Annotated in this window: 13 protein-coding genes; 8 read left to right on the top strand and 5 right to left on the bottom strand. The window is 63.3% G+C overall.

All coding sequences use genetic code 11. The features are described 5' to 3' along the window. The first annotated feature begins 99 nt into the window (after nucleotides 1–99). The 7 genes from FJ492_RS26185 to FJ492_RS26155 all read left to right on the top strand — a co-directional run bounded on the left by FJ492_RS26185 (nucleotide 100) and on the right by FJ492_RS26155 (nucleotide 7,238). Nucleotides 100–903, top strand: coding sequence for a DeoR/GlpR family DNA-binding transcription regulator (locus FJ492_RS26185; protein WP_027145694.1), 804 nt, complete (start codon nucleotides 100–102; stop codon nucleotides 901–903). Between the two features lie 53 nt (nucleotides 904–956). Continuing rightward, on the top strand, nucleotides 957–1,952 hold the full coding sequence (gene rhaS / locus FJ492_RS26180; RefSeq protein ID WP_140510758.1) for a rhamnose ABC transporter substrate-binding protein: 996 nt from the start codon (nucleotides 957–959) through the stop codon (nucleotides 1,950–1,952). A gap of 82 nt (nucleotides 1,953–2,034) precedes the next feature. Beyond that, nucleotides 2,035–3,576: a sugar ABC transporter ATP-binding protein gene (locus FJ492_RS26175; RefSeq protein ID WP_140713275.1), complete on the top strand. Its 1,542-nt coding sequence runs from the start codon at nucleotides 2,035–2,037 to the stop codon at nucleotides 3,574–3,576. After that, nucleotides 3,573–4,550, top strand: coding sequence for an ABC transporter permease (locus FJ492_RS26170; RefSeq protein WP_140713274.1), 978 nt, complete (start codon nucleotides 3,573–3,575; stop codon nucleotides 4,548–4,550). The genes FJ492_RS26175 and FJ492_RS26170 overlap by 4 nt, the downstream gene beginning before the upstream one ends. Next, a complete protein-coding gene (locus FJ492_RS26165) occupies nucleotides 4,547–5,548 on the top strand; it encodes an ABC transporter permease (protein ID WP_140773043.1) in 1,002 nt (333 codons plus the stop codon). The genes FJ492_RS26170 and FJ492_RS26165 overlap by 4 nt, the downstream gene beginning before the upstream one ends. Further along, nucleotides 5,548–5,865, top strand: a complete 318-nt coding sequence (gene rhaM, locus FJ492_RS26160) for an L-rhamnose mutarotase (protein WP_140510751.1) — start codon at nucleotides 5,548–5,550, stop codon at nucleotides 5,863–5,865. Before FJ492_RS26165 ends, rhaM begins: the two co-directional genes overlap by 1 nt. Next, nucleotides 5,862–7,238, top strand: coding sequence for an FGGY-family carbohydrate kinase (locus tag FJ492_RS26155; RefSeq protein ID WP_140773041.1), 1,377 nt, complete (start codon nucleotides 5,862–5,864; stop codon nucleotides 7,236–7,238). The genes rhaM and FJ492_RS26155 overlap by 4 nt, the downstream gene beginning before the upstream one ends. On the opposite strand, the gene FJ492_RS26150 is transcribed toward FJ492_RS26155, so the two are convergent. The 3 genes from FJ492_RS26150 to galE form a co-directional block, all read right to left on the bottom strand. Continuing rightward, nucleotides 7,239–9,065, bottom strand: a complete 1,827-nt coding sequence (locus tag FJ492_RS26150; RefSeq protein ID WP_140773039.1) for an alanine racemase — start codon at nucleotides 9,063–9,065, stop codon at nucleotides 7,239–7,241. A gap of 1 nt (nucleotide 9,066) precedes the next feature. Beyond that, nucleotides 9,067–10,317, bottom strand: coding sequence for a D-amino acid dehydrogenase (locus tag FJ492_RS26145; protein WP_140773037.1), 1,251 nt, complete (start codon nucleotides 10,315–10,317; stop codon nucleotides 9,067–9,069). Nucleotides 10,318–10,434: 117 nt separating this feature from the next. Then, entirely contained in the window at nucleotides 10,435–11,430 is a 996-nt protein-coding gene (gene galE, locus FJ492_RS26140; RefSeq protein WP_140773035.1) for a UDP-glucose 4-epimerase GalE, read from the bottom strand. Nucleotides 11,431–11,709: 279 nt separating this feature from the next. Between galE and hemA the strand changes: the two genes are divergently transcribed. Then, nucleotides 11,710–12,987: a 5-aminolevulinate synthase gene (gene hemA, locus FJ492_RS26135; protein ID WP_140773033.1), complete on the top strand. Its 1,278-nt coding sequence runs from the start codon at nucleotides 11,710–11,712 to the stop codon at nucleotides 12,985–12,987. A 13-nt stretch (nucleotides 12,988–13,000) separates the two neighbouring features. On the opposite strand, the gene FJ492_RS26130 is transcribed toward hemA, so the two are convergent. Then, on the bottom strand, nucleotides 13,001–14,167 hold the full coding sequence (locus FJ492_RS26130) for a pyridoxal phosphate-dependent aminotransferase (protein WP_140773031.1): 1,167 nt from the start codon (nucleotides 14,165–14,167) through the stop codon (nucleotides 13,001–13,003). A gap of 109 nt (nucleotides 14,168–14,276) precedes the next feature. Further along, a complete protein-coding gene (gene mscL, locus FJ492_RS26125; RefSeq protein ID WP_027145683.1) occupies nucleotides 14,277–14,699 on the bottom strand; it encodes a large conductance mechanosensitive channel protein MscL in 423 nt (140 codons plus the stop codon). Nucleotides 14,700–14,932: the final 233 nt, after the last annotated feature.

Below are 14,932 nucleotides of genomic sequence, written 5' to 3'. Positions count from 1 at the left end.
TCAACATCAATCATATTGCACTGCACAATGAAATTATATGATCGGAAATGATTGACACTGCTCGTTTTGGGTGCCTAGATGCTGAGGCAGGGAGGAACCATGCACGAAAAAGAGCGCCACAGGATCATTCTGTCCGCCGTCCAGGAAAAACCTGTGGTCACGGTGCAGGAGATGGTCGACCTGACGGAATCCTCCGAGGCGACGATCCGGCGCGACATCGCTGCTCTCCATGTCCAGAAACGCCTGCGCCGGGTGCGCGGCGGCGCCGAGGCGATCTCGCCGCCGCAGTTCATCGGGCTGGCGGGCCGCCCCTTCTCCGTCAACGAAACGCTCAACGCCGCGCAGAAGCGGGCGATCGCACGCGAAGCGGTCGAACTGTGCAAGGACGGCGAGCCGATCATCATCAATGGCGGCACCACCACCTTCCAGATGGTGCATTTCCTGACCGGCCGCCGCATGCCGATCTTCACCAATTCGTTCCCGATCGCCGAGCACCTGCTCAAGCACTCCAAGAACACGGTGATGCTGTCGGGCGGCACGATCTATCGCGAGCAGAACATCATCCTGTCGCCTTTCGACAACGATGTGACGCGCAATTTCTACGCGCGCCGCATGTTCATGGGCGCCCAAGGGTTGGGGCCTCTCGGCCTGATGGAAGGCGATCCGCTGCTGATCCAGGCGGAGCAGAAGCTGATCGACCAGGCCGACGAACTGGTGGTGCTGGTCGATTCCTCGAAATTCCGCAAACGCTCCAGCCTGATCCTGTGCGGTCTTTCGCGCATCGCCACCGTCATCACCGACGACGGCATCGAAGACCGCGAGGCAAAGATGCTGGAAACCGCGGGGGTGACGCTGATCGTCGCCCGCAAGTCGACAAAGGAAGAATCTTCACTGCAGGCCTGAGACACCTCACGCCCGCAGCGGCGATGGAATGCAACGCTCAAGGGAGGAAAACGATGAGCTTCTTAAAGAAATTGATGGTGACGGCGGCCTTCTCGGCCGCCATGTTCGTGAATGCCGCCTACGCGGAGAACGTCAAGATCGCGCTGGTGGTGAAGTCGCTCGGCAACGGCTTCTTCGATGCCGCCAACAAGGGCGCGCAAGAGGCGGCCAAGGAACTCGGCGACGTCGACATCATCTACACCGGCCCGACCAAGGCGACCGCCGAGGCGCAGATCGAAGTGGTCAATTCGCTGATCGCGCAGAAGGTCAACGCCATCGCGATTTCCGCCAATGACGCCGACGCGCTGGTGCCGGTGCTGAAGAAGGCCATGGAGCGTGGCATCACCGTCATCTCCTGGGATTCGGGCGTCGCCAAGGAAGGCCGCCAGCTTCACCTCAACCCATCCGACACCGGGCTGATCGGCGAGACCATCATCAAGCTGGCCGCCGACTATCTGCCGGAAGGCGGCGATGTCGCCATCCTGTCGGCCTCCTCGACCGCGACCAACCAGAATTCCTGGATCGAAGCGGCCAAGAAGGTGCTGCCGGAGAAGTTCCCCAAGATCAAGCTGGTCGCCACCGTCTATGGCGATGACGACTCGGCCAAGAGCACCGATGAGGCCAAAGGCCTCTTGAAGTCCTATCCGAACCTGAAGGCGATCATCGCGCCGACCACCGTCGGCGTCGTCGCCGCCGCCCAGGTCGTCACCGACGAGAACCTGATCGGCAAGGTCAACGTCACCGGCCTGGCGCTGCCGTCGGAGTTCAAGAAGTTCATCGACAATGGCGCCAGCCAGGCCGTTGCGCTGTGGAACCCGATCGACCTCGGTTACTCCGCCGTCTACCTCGCCCATGACCTGGCGGTGAACAAGGAAGAGGCCAAGCCGGGTGCGACGCTGTCGATCGGCCGCGTCGGCAAGGTGACGCTCGACGACACCAATTCGGCCGCGATGGCTCCGCCCTTCCAGTTCGACAAGAGCAACATCGAGAAGTTCTCCAAGATCTATTGATCCTGGCGCCCTTCAATGGCGCGGCGGGGCTTTCGTCCCGCCGCGACTTCAAACGGACCTAGTTTCGGGGCTTGATACGGATATGGACACGACAGCCCAACGCAGCGAGACAAAGGAGCGGCCTACAGCCTCGGCTCCACGCCTGACGCTGTCCGGCATCTCCAAGAGCTTTCCCGGCGTGCGGGCGCTGCACAATGTCAGCCTTTCGCTTTATCCAGGCCAGGTGACCGCGCTGATCGGTGAAAACGGCGCCGGCAAGTCGACGCTGGTCAAGATCATGACCGGCATCTACCAGCCCGACGCAGGGATCATCAGCATTGACGGACAGCCCGTCACCTTGCCCAGCGCGCATGCGGCCTTCGGAATCGGCGTCACCGCCATCCATCAGGAGACGGTTCTGTTCGACGATCTGAGCGTCGCCGAAAACATTTTCCTCGGCCATGCGCCGCGCAGCCGCTTCGGCACCATCGACTGGCGCACGATGCGCAAGAATGCGCGGGAAGTGCTCGACACGATGCATGCCGGCCATATCGACGCCGATGCGCGGCTCAGGGATCTCGGCATCGCCAACAAGCATCTCGTCGCGGTCGCGCGCGCCATGTCGATCGATTCTCAGATCGTCATCATGGACGAGCCGACCGCCGCCCTTTCGACGAAGGAGATCGAGGAGCTGTTCCTGCTCATCGAGTTCCTCAAGGAACAGGGCAAGGCGATCCTGTTCATCAGCCACAAGTTCGACGAGATCTATCGCATCGCCGACCGCTACACCGTATTCCGCGACGGCGAGATGGTCGGCGAAGGCCTGATCAGGGATGCCGGCCAGAGCCAGATCGTGCGCATGATGGTGGGCCGCGCGGTCGACCATATCTTTCCGCAGCGCAAGGCCGAGATCGGCGCGCCGGTGCTCTCCGTTTCCGGCCTGTCGCACCCGACCGAATTCAACGACATCGGCTTCGAGCTGCACAAGGGCGAAATCCTCGGCTTCTACGGCCTGGTCGGTGCCGGGCGCAGCGAGGTCATGCAGGCGATTTCAGGCATCACGCGCACCAGCAGCGGCACGATCACGCTGGAAGGCAAGGCGATCGCGCCGAAATCGGCGGCGGATTCGATCGAGGCCGGCATTGTCTACGTGCCGGAGGAACGCGGCAAGCAGGGCGTGGTGATCGGCCTGCCGATCTTCCAGAATGTTTCTCTCCCTTCGCTCGCCCGCACCTCCAAATCCGGCATGCTTCGGCTGGCGGAGGAATTTTCGCTGGCCCGTTCCTTTACAGAGAGGCTTGACCTCAGGGCCTCCTCGCTCAGCCAGGATGTCGGAACGCTTTCGGGGGGAAACCAGCAGAAGGTGGTCATCGCCAAATGGCTGGCGACGACACCCAAGGTGATCATCCTGGACGAGCCGACCAAGGGCATCGACATCGGCTCCAAGGCCGCCGTGCACGGCTTCATGGCGGAGCTTGTGGCGCAGGGCCTGTCGGTGATCATGGTGTCGTCCGAACTGCCCGAAATCCTCGGCATGTCCGACCGCGTCGTCGTCATGCGCGAGGGTCTCGTCGCGGCGGTCTACGACAACAAGGGACTGGACGCCGAGACGCTGGTCAGGACGGCAGCGGGGATCGCGGCATGAAAGCATTCCTCAAATACCGCGAAATCTGGCTGCTCGCAGCCATCGTCGTGCTGATCGGGCTGATCTCGACGCGCTTTCCGGCCTTTGCCGATGCAGGCAACCTGCGCCAGGTGTTCAACGACACCTCGATCCTGATGATCCTGGCGCTCGGCCAGATGGTCGTTATCCTGACCCGCTCCATCGACCTGTCGATGGCCTCCAATCTGTGCTTCACCGGCATGGTGGTGGCGATGCTGAACGCCGCCCATCCGGCAATCCCGATCCCGCTGCTGATCGTCATCGCGCTCGCCGTCGGGCTGATGCTCGGCGCCATCAACGGCCTGCTGGTGTGGCGGTTGAACATCCCCTCGATCGTGGTGACGCTGGGCACGCTGACCATCTATCGCGGCGCTACTTTCGTCCTGTCCGGCGGCGCCTGGGTCAATGCCGACAAGATGAGCCCGGACTTCATCGGTTTCCAGCGCGCTGCTTTCCTCGGCATTCCCGTGCTGTCCTTGATCGCCATACTGGTCATCGGACTGTTCTTCGTGCTGATGACACGCACCGCGCTCGGCCGCTCGATCTATGCCATCGGCGTCAATCCGACGGCGTCGGTCTATACTGGCATCGATGTCGGGCGCACGAAATTCATCGTCTTCTGCATCTCCGGCATGATCGGTGGCCTCTGCGGTTATCTCTGGATTTCGCGCTACGTCATTGCCTCGGTCGAGGTCGCCAACGGCTATGAGCTCAACATCATCGCCGCTTGCGTCATCGGCGGCATCTCGATCGCCGGCGGCATCGGTTCGGTCGGGGGTGCCGTGCTCGGTGCGCTGTTCCTCGGCATCATCTCCAACGCGTTGCCGGTCATCAACATCTCGCCCTTCTGGCAGATGGCGATTTCGGGCAGCGCCATCATCCTGGCCGTCGTGCTCAACGCGCGCGGCGAACGCCAGCAGGGCCGCATCATCCTGAGAAAGATGGAAGCGGCATGACCGACGTCCCCGCCCCTCGCCACATTCCCGACCGGCTCGACAAGCCGCTCTCTTCGGCGATCATTTCCTGGGAAGCGCTGCTGGTCGTGGTGGCTATCGCCATCTTTGCCATCAACAGTTTCGCCTCACCCTATTTCCTGGACCCCTATTCGCTCTCCGATCTCACCTTCAACTTCACCGAAAAGGGTCTGATCGCCTTTGCAATGGCATTGCTGATCATCTCCGGCGAGATCGATCTGTCGGTGGCCGCCATCATCGCGCTGGCATCGACCATGATGGGCATGGCGGTGCAGGCCGGCGCCGGCACGCCAGTGCTTGTCTTGATCGGCATCGTCGTCGGCCTCGGCTGCGGCGCCTTCAACGGGCTGCTGGTCACGCGCCTCGGCCTGCCTTCCATCGTCGTCACCATCGGCACGATGAGCCTGTTTCGCGGCATCGCCTTCATCATCCTCGGCGACCAGGCCTACAAGGGCTATCCTGAAAGCTTCGCCTTCTTCGGCCAGGGTTACGTCTGGTGGGTGGTGTCGTTCGAACTGGTGCTCTTCCTCATCGCGGCTGTCGTCTACTGGTTCATGCTCCACCGCACGAGTTTCGGCCGTCGTGTCTTCGCCATCGGCAACAATCCGGTCGCGGCACAGTTTTCCGGCGTGCGCGTCGGCCGCATAAAATTCATCCTGTTTTGCCTGACCGGCCTGATGTCGGGCATCGCCTCGGTGCTGATCACCTCGCGGCTCGGCTCGACACGGCCGTCCATCGCCCAAGGTTATGAGCTCGAAGTCATCACCATGGTGGTGTTGGGCGGCGTCAGCATCCTTGGCGGCGCCGGCAGCATTCTGGGCGTCGTGCTCGCCGCCTTCATCATGGGGCTGGTGACCTTCGGCCTCGGCCTGCTCAACGTGCCCGGCATCGTCATGTCGATCTTCATAGGCCTGCTCCTGATCATCGTCATTGCGCTGCCGATCGTCTGGCGGCGGCTGCGCGGGGGACGCCTGGCCTGATGCCCGAGAAATACGCATTCAAGATGATGCTCAAGCCCGGCATGAAGGCCGAGTACAAGAAGCGCCACGATGAAATCTGGCCGGCGCTGGTCGCGTTGCTCAAGCAGGCCGGCGTCTCCGACTATTCGATCCATCTCGACGAAGAGATCAATATCCTGTTTGGGGTGCTGTGGCGGCGCGATGGTCACGGCATGGACGATCTGCCGAAGCATCCGGTGATGCAGCGCTGGTGGGCTGAAATGGCCGACATCATGGAGACCAAGCCGGACAATGAACCGGTGGCGGTGCCCCTGGAAATAATGTTCCATATGGAATGAGCGCGATCCGCAACGTCGCCGTGATCGATATCGGCAAGACCAATGCCAAGGTGGCGCTGGTCGATCTCGCCACATTGAGCGAGGTAGCGCTGCGCCGCAGGGCGAATGCGCCGGTGCGACAGGCGCCCTATCCGCATCACGATGTCGAAGCGCTGTGGGTTTTCATCCTCGACAGCCTTGCGGCGCTCAACCGCGAACAGCGCATCGACGCCATTTCGATCACCACCCATGGCGCGACCGGCGTGCTGGTCGATGCCTCCGGCGAACTCGTGCTGCCTGTTCTCGACTATGAATTCGACGGGCCCGACGAGCTTGCGGAAGGCTATGGTGCGATCCGCCCGCCCTTCTCCGAGACCGGCACGCCGCGCCTGCCGCTCGGCCTCAATCTCGGCGCGCAATTCTTTTGGCAGCAGCAAAGCTTCCCGACGGAGTTCGCCAGGGCCGCCGAGATGCTGATGTACCCGCAATACTGGGCGCTGCGCCTGACCGGTATCGTCGCCAACGAGGTCACCTCGCTCGGCTGCCACACCGATCTGTGGAACCCCTGGACGGGGGATTTTTCGGCGCTGGTCGACCGCTTGGGCTGGCGCGACCTGATGGCGCCCGTGCGGCCGGCCAGCGACCGTCTTGGCTCGATCCTGCCCGAGCTTGCGGAGCGGACCGGGCTTGACCCACAAACGCCGGTCTTTTGCGGCCTGCACGATTCCAACGCCTCCCTGCTGCCGCATCTCCTGTCCGATGCGCTGCCCTTCTCGGTGGTCTCGACCGGCACCTGGGTGGTATCGATGGCGGTCGGCGGCAAGGCGGTCGCGCTCGATCCAGCAAGGGATACGCTGGTCAATGTCAATGCCCTCGGCAACCCCGTGCCCTCGGCGCGGTTCATGGGCGGCCGCGAATTCTCGCTGCTGACCGAAGGCTCGGCGCAGAACTGGAACGACAGCGATGTCACCGCGGTGCTGGCGCGCAAGACATTGCTTTTGCCTTCGATCCAGCAAGGCTCGGGGCCGTTTCCGCATCACACCGCCGCATGGCGCAAGGGCGAGGCCATCCCTCCCGGCCAGCGCTTTGCCGCGATCTCCTTCTACCTGGCGCTAATGACCGCCACTTGCCTCGACCTGATCGGCGGCGATGGCCCGACGACAGTCGAGGGACCTTTCGCGCGCAACCAATTGTTCACGCGGATGCTTGCCGCCAGGACCGGCCGCGCGGTCATCGCATCGGAAGCCGCTACCGGCACCAGCATCGGGGCCGCCCTGCTGGCATCGGACCAGAGTGCCGCGCATGGCAAGGGCCAGACACAAGAGCCGCCGGCCGATCCGGCCTGGGCGGAGTATGCGCGCGCGTGGCGGGCGGCCGTCGAGGCTATTGGCTGATCAGAGGATCCGCTTGCCGAAGGCCGACATGACGAAGTTGATGGTATCGGTGCCGATCCTGGGCTCCAGATCGGCACTCAAACCGGAGACATTCATCGACAGCAGTCCGCCGGAAAGCGCGATCGCCTCCATCGCCTGATGCGTCTCGCGCACGGTGAGGCCGCCGGAACCAGCCGCCCAGCCGGCGAATTCGGTCACATCAGGCGAGTAGCTGACGTGAAATCCTTGCGTGCCCGAGGTGGCGATGCGGATCGCCTCGTGCATCAGGTCGCGCATGCCCATGGCGTCGATGTCGGTCATGGTGAAGGCCGAGACGCGCGAATCCTTCAGCACCCGCACTTCGGCCGGGTCGGCATGGCGCAGTCCGATGATGACAATGTTTTCCGGCGACAGCTGCGGCTGCAGCGCGCCGGCCTTGTGGTCGAGGCCAAGCGAGCGCGCCAGTACCGACACTTCCGGCAGGTCGATGCCGTCCTCGTCCTCGGGCATCAGCGCGGCGATGGAATCGATCCAGATCAGGCCGAAGGAGTGCGTCGCGCCCGCCGTCGCCGTCAGCGCCTTGTGAGCGACACGACGATCGGCGCCTGCAGTCAGACGGATCAGTCCGGAGGGCGGCCGATCGATATCGGCCAGTTCGACGACATCGAAATTCATCGCCTCCAGCCGGGCGCCGGTTCCCTCCCGGGCGAGGATGCGGGCCGCTTCCGCTTCGGCCGAAATCGACACCATCTTGCGGCCGGAGAAATCCGCGACATCGTGCATTGGTGCTTTTTCGACATATTCCGAGGTCATTGCCAAAAGCATGGCGCCATAGCTCATGCGGAAGGCGACGCGATCGCCAACGGCGAGCGGCGGGTCGGCGTCCTGGACATCGAGCAGCAGATGGTCACTGGAGGCGCCGAGCACCCTTATCCCTTTGCCGATCGGGCTCAGCCCTTCGACCAGCACATCCTCCCGGCCGATATTGGCGATGGCGCGCAACCTGTCGCCTTCGTCGGGGAAGACAGGCTGGTTGCCGAAGGCGTCGTAACCGGAGGTGCCGATCGGCCGTGACGGCTTAAGCTTGACCTCGATGACGTCGCTGGTCAGCCGGCAGGCATCGGGTTCGAGTTCGGCCCATGGCACGTCACGGAAGGTTTCCACACCACCCTGCAGGATCGCCTCGCCGACGCGCAGATTGTTGATACCGGCCGGCAATTTGCCTTCGAGCAGCAGCGGCAGGGACGACGAGGCGCCGCCGGAGATGAAGTCCAGGCTTTTCCCGGACAGCCGCTCGGTCTTGTAAGCATGGGCGACGAGCTGGCCGAGATTTTCCTCCGTCGGCATGATGGCGCCGAAGCAGCCGAGATTGGTGCCAATGCCGGCGATGCGCACGCCCTTCATATCGAGAATCTGCTCGACCGTGGGGATGAGGTCGTTCGGCCAGATGCCTTCCCGGAGATCGCCGAGATCGATCATCAGCATGATGTCGTGTACGCGGCCCATGCGCTCGGCGATGCGCGAGATTTCGCGGATGATCGTCAGCTCCGACTGCAGGCTGACGTCGACGGTGCGCACCACTTCCTCCACACGCGCCATCGGCGGACTGCGCAACAGCATGATCGGCGCGCTGATACCGCTGTCGCGCAGCCGGCGGATGTTTTCGAAACGCGACTCGGCGATCCCGGAGACGCCGCCGCGCAGCATGGCGCGCGCCACCTGCGGCATGCCGCAGGTGCCCTTGGTGACGCCGAAAACCTTGATGCCCGAAAGCGCGCAGCGCTCGACGATCGTACGCGCGTTGCGCTCGATGCGGCCAAGGTCGATGGCGACTTGCGGTCCGGACATTTTATCCCCTGTAGACAAGTCCCTGCGGGTCGATCTCGGGCTTGCGGCCGGCGACGAGGTCGGCGAGGAATTTTCCCGAGCCACAGGCCATTGTCCAGCCGACATGGCCGTGGCCGGTGTCGAGGTAAAGGTTGCGGTATTTCGCCTGGCCGATGACCGGCACCGAGTTTGGCATCATTGGCCGCAAACCTGCCCACAGCTCCGCCTTCTTCTCGTCGAAGGCACCGGGGAACAGGTCCTTGCCGGTCCTGAACATGGTGGCAAAGTCGCTGGGCTTGTGGGTGCGGTCGAAGCCGGTGAATTCGGCGGTGGAAGCCAACCGCAAGCGATTGCCGAGGCGCGAATAGGCCATCAGCTGATCCTCGTCGGCACCGCCCATGGTCGGGCCCTTGCTCTCGTCCTCCAGCGGAATCGTTGCCGTATAGCCCTTCACCGGATAGACTGGCAGGTCGATGCCGTAGCGCCGGCCGAGCAAACCGCTCTCCGGCCCCATCGAGATGACCACTGCGTCGCCGACGATCGGTCCGGCCGAGGTCATCACGCCCCGCACCCGGTCGCCCTCGATATCGAGGCCCTCGACCGTCGTGCCGTAAAGAAAGGTCACGCTGAGCTTTTCGGCGGCGTAGGCGGCCAAATTTTCCACGAACTGCCGGGAATCGCCGGTCTGGTCGATCGGCGAGTAGACGCCTCCGACGATCTTTTCCTTCACCCCGGCAAGACCTGGTTCAAGCTCGACCAGCCGGTCGCGGCCGACGATCTCGATCGGCAGGCCATGCTCGGCCAGATAGCGATAGTTGTCGGTGCCGGTGTCGAGACTGTGCTGCGAGCGGAAGAAATAGAGGATGCCCTTCTTGCGCTCGTCATAGTGGATGCCGGTATCGGCTGAAATGGCATTGATGCAGTCCCGCGAATAGAGCGCCAGCCGCAGCTTGACCTGGCTGTTGGCGCGCAGGCGGGTCACCGTGCACTGGCGCAGGAAGCGCAGGCTCCAGGCGAGAAAATAAGGATCGAAGCGCAGCCGCACCTTGATGCCGAGATCATGATTGTAGAGCCCGCGCAGGAACGTCTTAAGTGCCGCCGGCGAGGCCCAGGCGGTGGCATCCCCCGGAGACACCAGCCCGGCATTCGACTGGCTGGTGCCCCGCGCCGGCGCCGGATGGCGCTCGATCACGGTGACCTCGTGACCGTCGGCGGCCAGGTAATAGGCGGCCGCCGTACCGACGACGCCGGCTCCAAGCACCGTTATCTTCATGCCATCCCCCAAGCTCTCGCGGCACGGCGCCTCCACGCCGTATCGCGAATGCTTGCATAGCGCGTCGCCGCGCACCTTGCGAGCCCTTGGGGCTTGTGAGCCCCTGGGAAAGCGCGCTCAGCTCCGCGCGGAGTTCTTGCTGGTCAGGATGCGCTCCCAGGCCAGCGCGTCGTTGACGATCTGGTCGAGATCGTCGCGCTGCGGGGTCCAGCCGAGTTCGGACCGCGCGAGATCGGAATTGGCAACCACCGCCGCGGCATCGCCGGGACGCCGGTCGCCCATCCTGACCTCGAAGTCATGGCCAAAGGCGCGGCGCACGCTGTCGATGACCTCGAGCACCGAATAGCCATGGCTATAGCCGCAATTGGCGACGAGGCTGGCGCCGCCGGCGCGTAGCCGTTGCAGCGCAAGGCGATGCGCGGCGGCCAGATCGCTGACATGGATATAGTCGCGCATGCAGGTGCCATCCGGCGTCGGATAATCGGTGCCGAAGACCTGCATGAACGGGCGCTTGCCTAGCGCGGTCTCGCAGGCGACCTTGATCAGATGGGTGGCGCCCGGCGTCGACTGGCCGGTGCGGCCCTTCGAGTCGGCCCCGGCGACGTTGAAATAGCGTAGCGCCGTGTAGCGGATGTCGTGCGCAAGGCCTGCATCGCGCAGCATCCATTCGCTCATCAGCTTAGACAGGCCATAGGGCGATTCCGGCGCCAGGCTGGCATCCTCGCGCACCGGTTCCAGTCCGGCGCCGCCATAGACGGCGGCTGTCGAGGAGAAGATGAAATTCGGCACACCTTCGCGCACCGCGGTTTCGATCAGCGTGCGTGTCTTCGAGGTGTTGTTCTCATAGTAGGCGAGCGGGTCGGCGACCGATTCCGGGACGACGATGGAACCGGCGAAATGGATGATCGCGTCGACCTTGTTCTCCCGGATGATCGAGCCGACCAGTTCCTTGTCGGCGACATCGCCGACGACCAGCCTTGCCTCCGGCGCCACCGCCCATTCGAAGCCGGTGGAAAGCCGGTCGAGAACGACCACGCTTTCGCCCGCATCCAGCAATTCCCAGACCATATGGCTGCCGATATAGCCTGCGCCACCTGTCACCAAAACCGTCATCCGCATCCTCGCTTACCCTAGATTTATCGGAAACTGTCTCAACAACCGCCTTACTGGAAAGTCTGCCGTCTGCCCATTAAAACCCGATGTAACCAGCGTTCACTTGATGTGGCATCATGCGGAAACAAAAGTGAACCAAAGAGCGTGCCACGGATTGGGAATAGGCCACGATCCGCCGTCGTTAGGAACAGGTCCGGGGCGTGGCATTTTGACCAAATCGGCCCGGTGGACGACCAAAAGGCCAATGATTATGATCCCGCCCAAAATTGGGAAGTCGAGATGAATTACCAGCGTTTCTTCGAGGAGGCGATCGACCAGCTCCATGCCGAGCGTCGCTACCGCGTCTTCGCCGACCTCGAGCGCATCGCGGGCAAGTTCCCGCGCGCCATCTGGCGTGCCAACGGCCGCGCCGAGGAAATCACCGTCTGGTGCTCCAACGATTATCTCGGCATGGGCCAGCACGCGGACGTGATCGCCGCGTTCCAGAACGCGGCAGGCAAGATGGGCTCCGGCGCCGGCGGCACCCGCAATATTTCCGGCACGTCCAACCCGCTGGTCGAGCTGGAGCATGAGCTCGCCGACCTGCACGGCAAGGAAGCGGCTCTCGTCTTCACCTCCGGCTTCGTCTCCAACGAAGCCTCGATCTCGACCATCGCACGGCTTTTGCCCAATTGTCTGATTATCTCGGACGAGCTGAACCATGCCTCGATGATCGAAGGCGTGCGGCGCTCGGGTGCGGAAAAGAAGATTTTTCGCCACAATGACGTCGCGCATCTGGAAAGCCTTTTGCAGACGGCCGGCCGCGAACGCGCCAAGCTGATCGTCTTTGAAAGCGTCTATTCGATGGATGGCGACATCGCGCCGATCAAAGAGATCGTCGAACTTGCCGAACGCTACAACGCCATGACCTATATCGACGAGGTCCATGCGGTGGGCATGTACGGGCCGCGCGGCGGCGGCATCACCGAGCGCGAAGGCCTGGCCGACCGCATCGACATCATCGAAGGCACGCTGGCCAAGGCGTTCGGCACGCTGGGCGGCTACATCACCGGCACCAGCGCCGTCATCGACGCGGTGCGCTCCTATGCGCCGGGCTTCATCTTCACCACGGCGCTGCCGCCGGCGATCGCCGCCGCGGCCACAACATCGATCCGTCATCTCAAGCGCTCGCAGGCCGAGCGCGACGCCCAGCAGCAGCAGGCGAGCCGAACCAAGCAGATCCTGTCCGCCGCCGGCCTGCCGGTGATGGAGTCGCCAACCCACATCGTGCCGCTGCTGGTTGGCGATCCGGAGCTCTGCAAGATGGCCAGCGACCGCCTGCTCGGCGTGCACGGCATCTACATCCAGCCGATCAACTACCCGACAGTGCCGCGCGGCACCGAGCGGCTGCGCATCACACCGACGCCGTTCCATTCCGACGCGCTGATCGCCGAACTGCAGGACGCGCTGGTCGAGACATGGGACGCGCTCGGCATTCCTTACGGGTCTGCGGGACGGCCAGCCGTCGCGAAAAGTGACCGCATTATTCCGCTTCTGGTGCCGAAGTCAGGCGGCTAAGGCCGCCACCTGTTCAAACAGTGTTCATCCAGCTAGCCAGCCGGTTTGCCGCTTCCTCGAGCTGATCGAGGCGGCGGTGGAAGCACAGCCGCAGGAACGCTTCGCCACCGGGGCCGAAGGCGGTGCCGGGCGCCAGGCCGACATTGGCCCTGTCGACGATTTCGAAAGCGGCTGCCCGCGAATCCGTGATGCCATCGACGGTGAAGAACAGGTAGAAGGCGCCCTGCGGCACGGTGAAGCGCGCCTTGCCGGTTTCGCCGAGAATGCCGCAGACCAGGTCGCGGGCTTCCCTCGCCCGCTCCACCTGTTCGGCGACAAAGGCATCGCCCTCGTCGAGCGCCGCGACCGCGCCGCGCTGCATGAACTGGGCGACACCCGAGTTCGAATACTGGATCAGGTTTTCGAACACCTGCTGCAGGCTTGGATGGGTCTTGATCCAGCCGACGCGCCAGCCGGTCATGGCCCAGTTCTTGGAAAAACTGTTGACGAACAGGATGCGGTCTTCCGCCTCCGCGACGTCGAGGAAGGATGGCGCGCGGCCATGACCATAGTGGAACAGCGAATAGATCTCGTCGGCGATGATCCACAGACCCCTGGCGCGGGCGAGATCGAGGATCGCCCGCAGGGTCTCATGGTCGGCGGTCCAGCCGGTCGGATTGGACGGCGTGTTGATGAACAGCGCCTTCGTGCGCGGCGTGACCGCCGCCGCGATCTTCTCGACGTCGCAGGACCAGCCATTTCCGGAATGGTCGAGCGTGACCGGCACCGGCACGGCACCCGCGATCGCGGCGGCGGCGTCGAAATTCGGCCAGGCGGGCGACAGGTAGATCACTTCGTCGCCAGCTCCCGCAAGCGCATCGAGCGCCAGCTGGATGGCATGCATGCCTGAGCCGGTGACGATGAATTGCTCCTCGGGGAAAGTCTTGGCGAAATGCCTGGAATAGTAGCGGGCCAGCGCTTGCCTGAGATCGGGGATGCCCCTCTGCCAGGTGTAGAACGTCTCGCCGCCGGCCAGCGCCTTCGACGCGGCATCGGTGATGAAGGCAGGCGTCGGCAGGTCGCCCTCGCCGGCCCAGAGCGGGATCAGGCCTTCGCGCAATCTGCCGTAGTTGACGACGGCGACGATACCGCTTTCAGGTGCGGCCAGGGCCTCGGGGCGCAGGGTCTGGATCAGGGTCATTGGGCAGGTCCGTTGTCTCGGGCGTTCGTAAGCGCTGCTTACCAGATACGAAAACAGAAAACCCCGGCCGCGAACGACCGGGGTTTTGGTCCAGAAGAACTCTATCCGTCTACCGCCTGGCCAGCAGATCGCGGATTTCGGTCAAAAGCTGTACATCGGCCGGCGGAGGAGCTGCCGCTGCGGCGGGCTTTTCCTTTTCCAGGCGCCTGCGCATGTTGTTCACGGCTTTGACCATGAGGAAGATGATGAAGGCGAGGATGAGGAAGTTCAGCACCACGGTGATGAAGCTGCCATAGGCAAAAACGGCGCCTTGCTTTTTGGCGTCCGCCAATGAGGTGGCGTTGACGGCCGAGGAAAGCCCAAAGAAGTAATTGTTGAAGTCCAACCCGCCGAAGATGGCTCCGACGATCGGCATGATGATGTCGTTGACCAGCGAATCGACAATCTTGCCGAAGGCAGCGCCGATGATGACGCCGACGGCCAAGTCCATCACGTTGCCCTTGGAAATGAATTCCTGGAATTCTTTCAGCATTCGACCCTCCTTGTCATGGCGGGTCGCGCAGCCGTCCCATCCCGCGGCACCGACCCGGCGACACCATAACAAAAACCTTGGGTTGCACCATCGGCTAAAAAAGAAAACAACCGCTTTCTCCTTACCTCGGGGCAGCCGCCGGAAATCATCGCCCGCATGCGCCGAAAGCCGCGATGGACTTGGCGCCCAAGCTGTGATTGCGTCTGACCCGGCCAGGTGAAAATCGGCACAGG

This window comes from Mesorhizobium sp. B2-5-4 (assembly GCF_006441095.1).
In the GTDB taxonomy this organism is placed as follows: Bacteria; Pseudomonadota; Alphaproteobacteria; order Rhizobiales; family Rhizobiaceae; genus Mesorhizobium; species Mesorhizobium salmacidum.
Note: the sequence above shows the minus strand (reverse complement) of the source record. Positions and strands in the feature narration are given on the sequence as shown.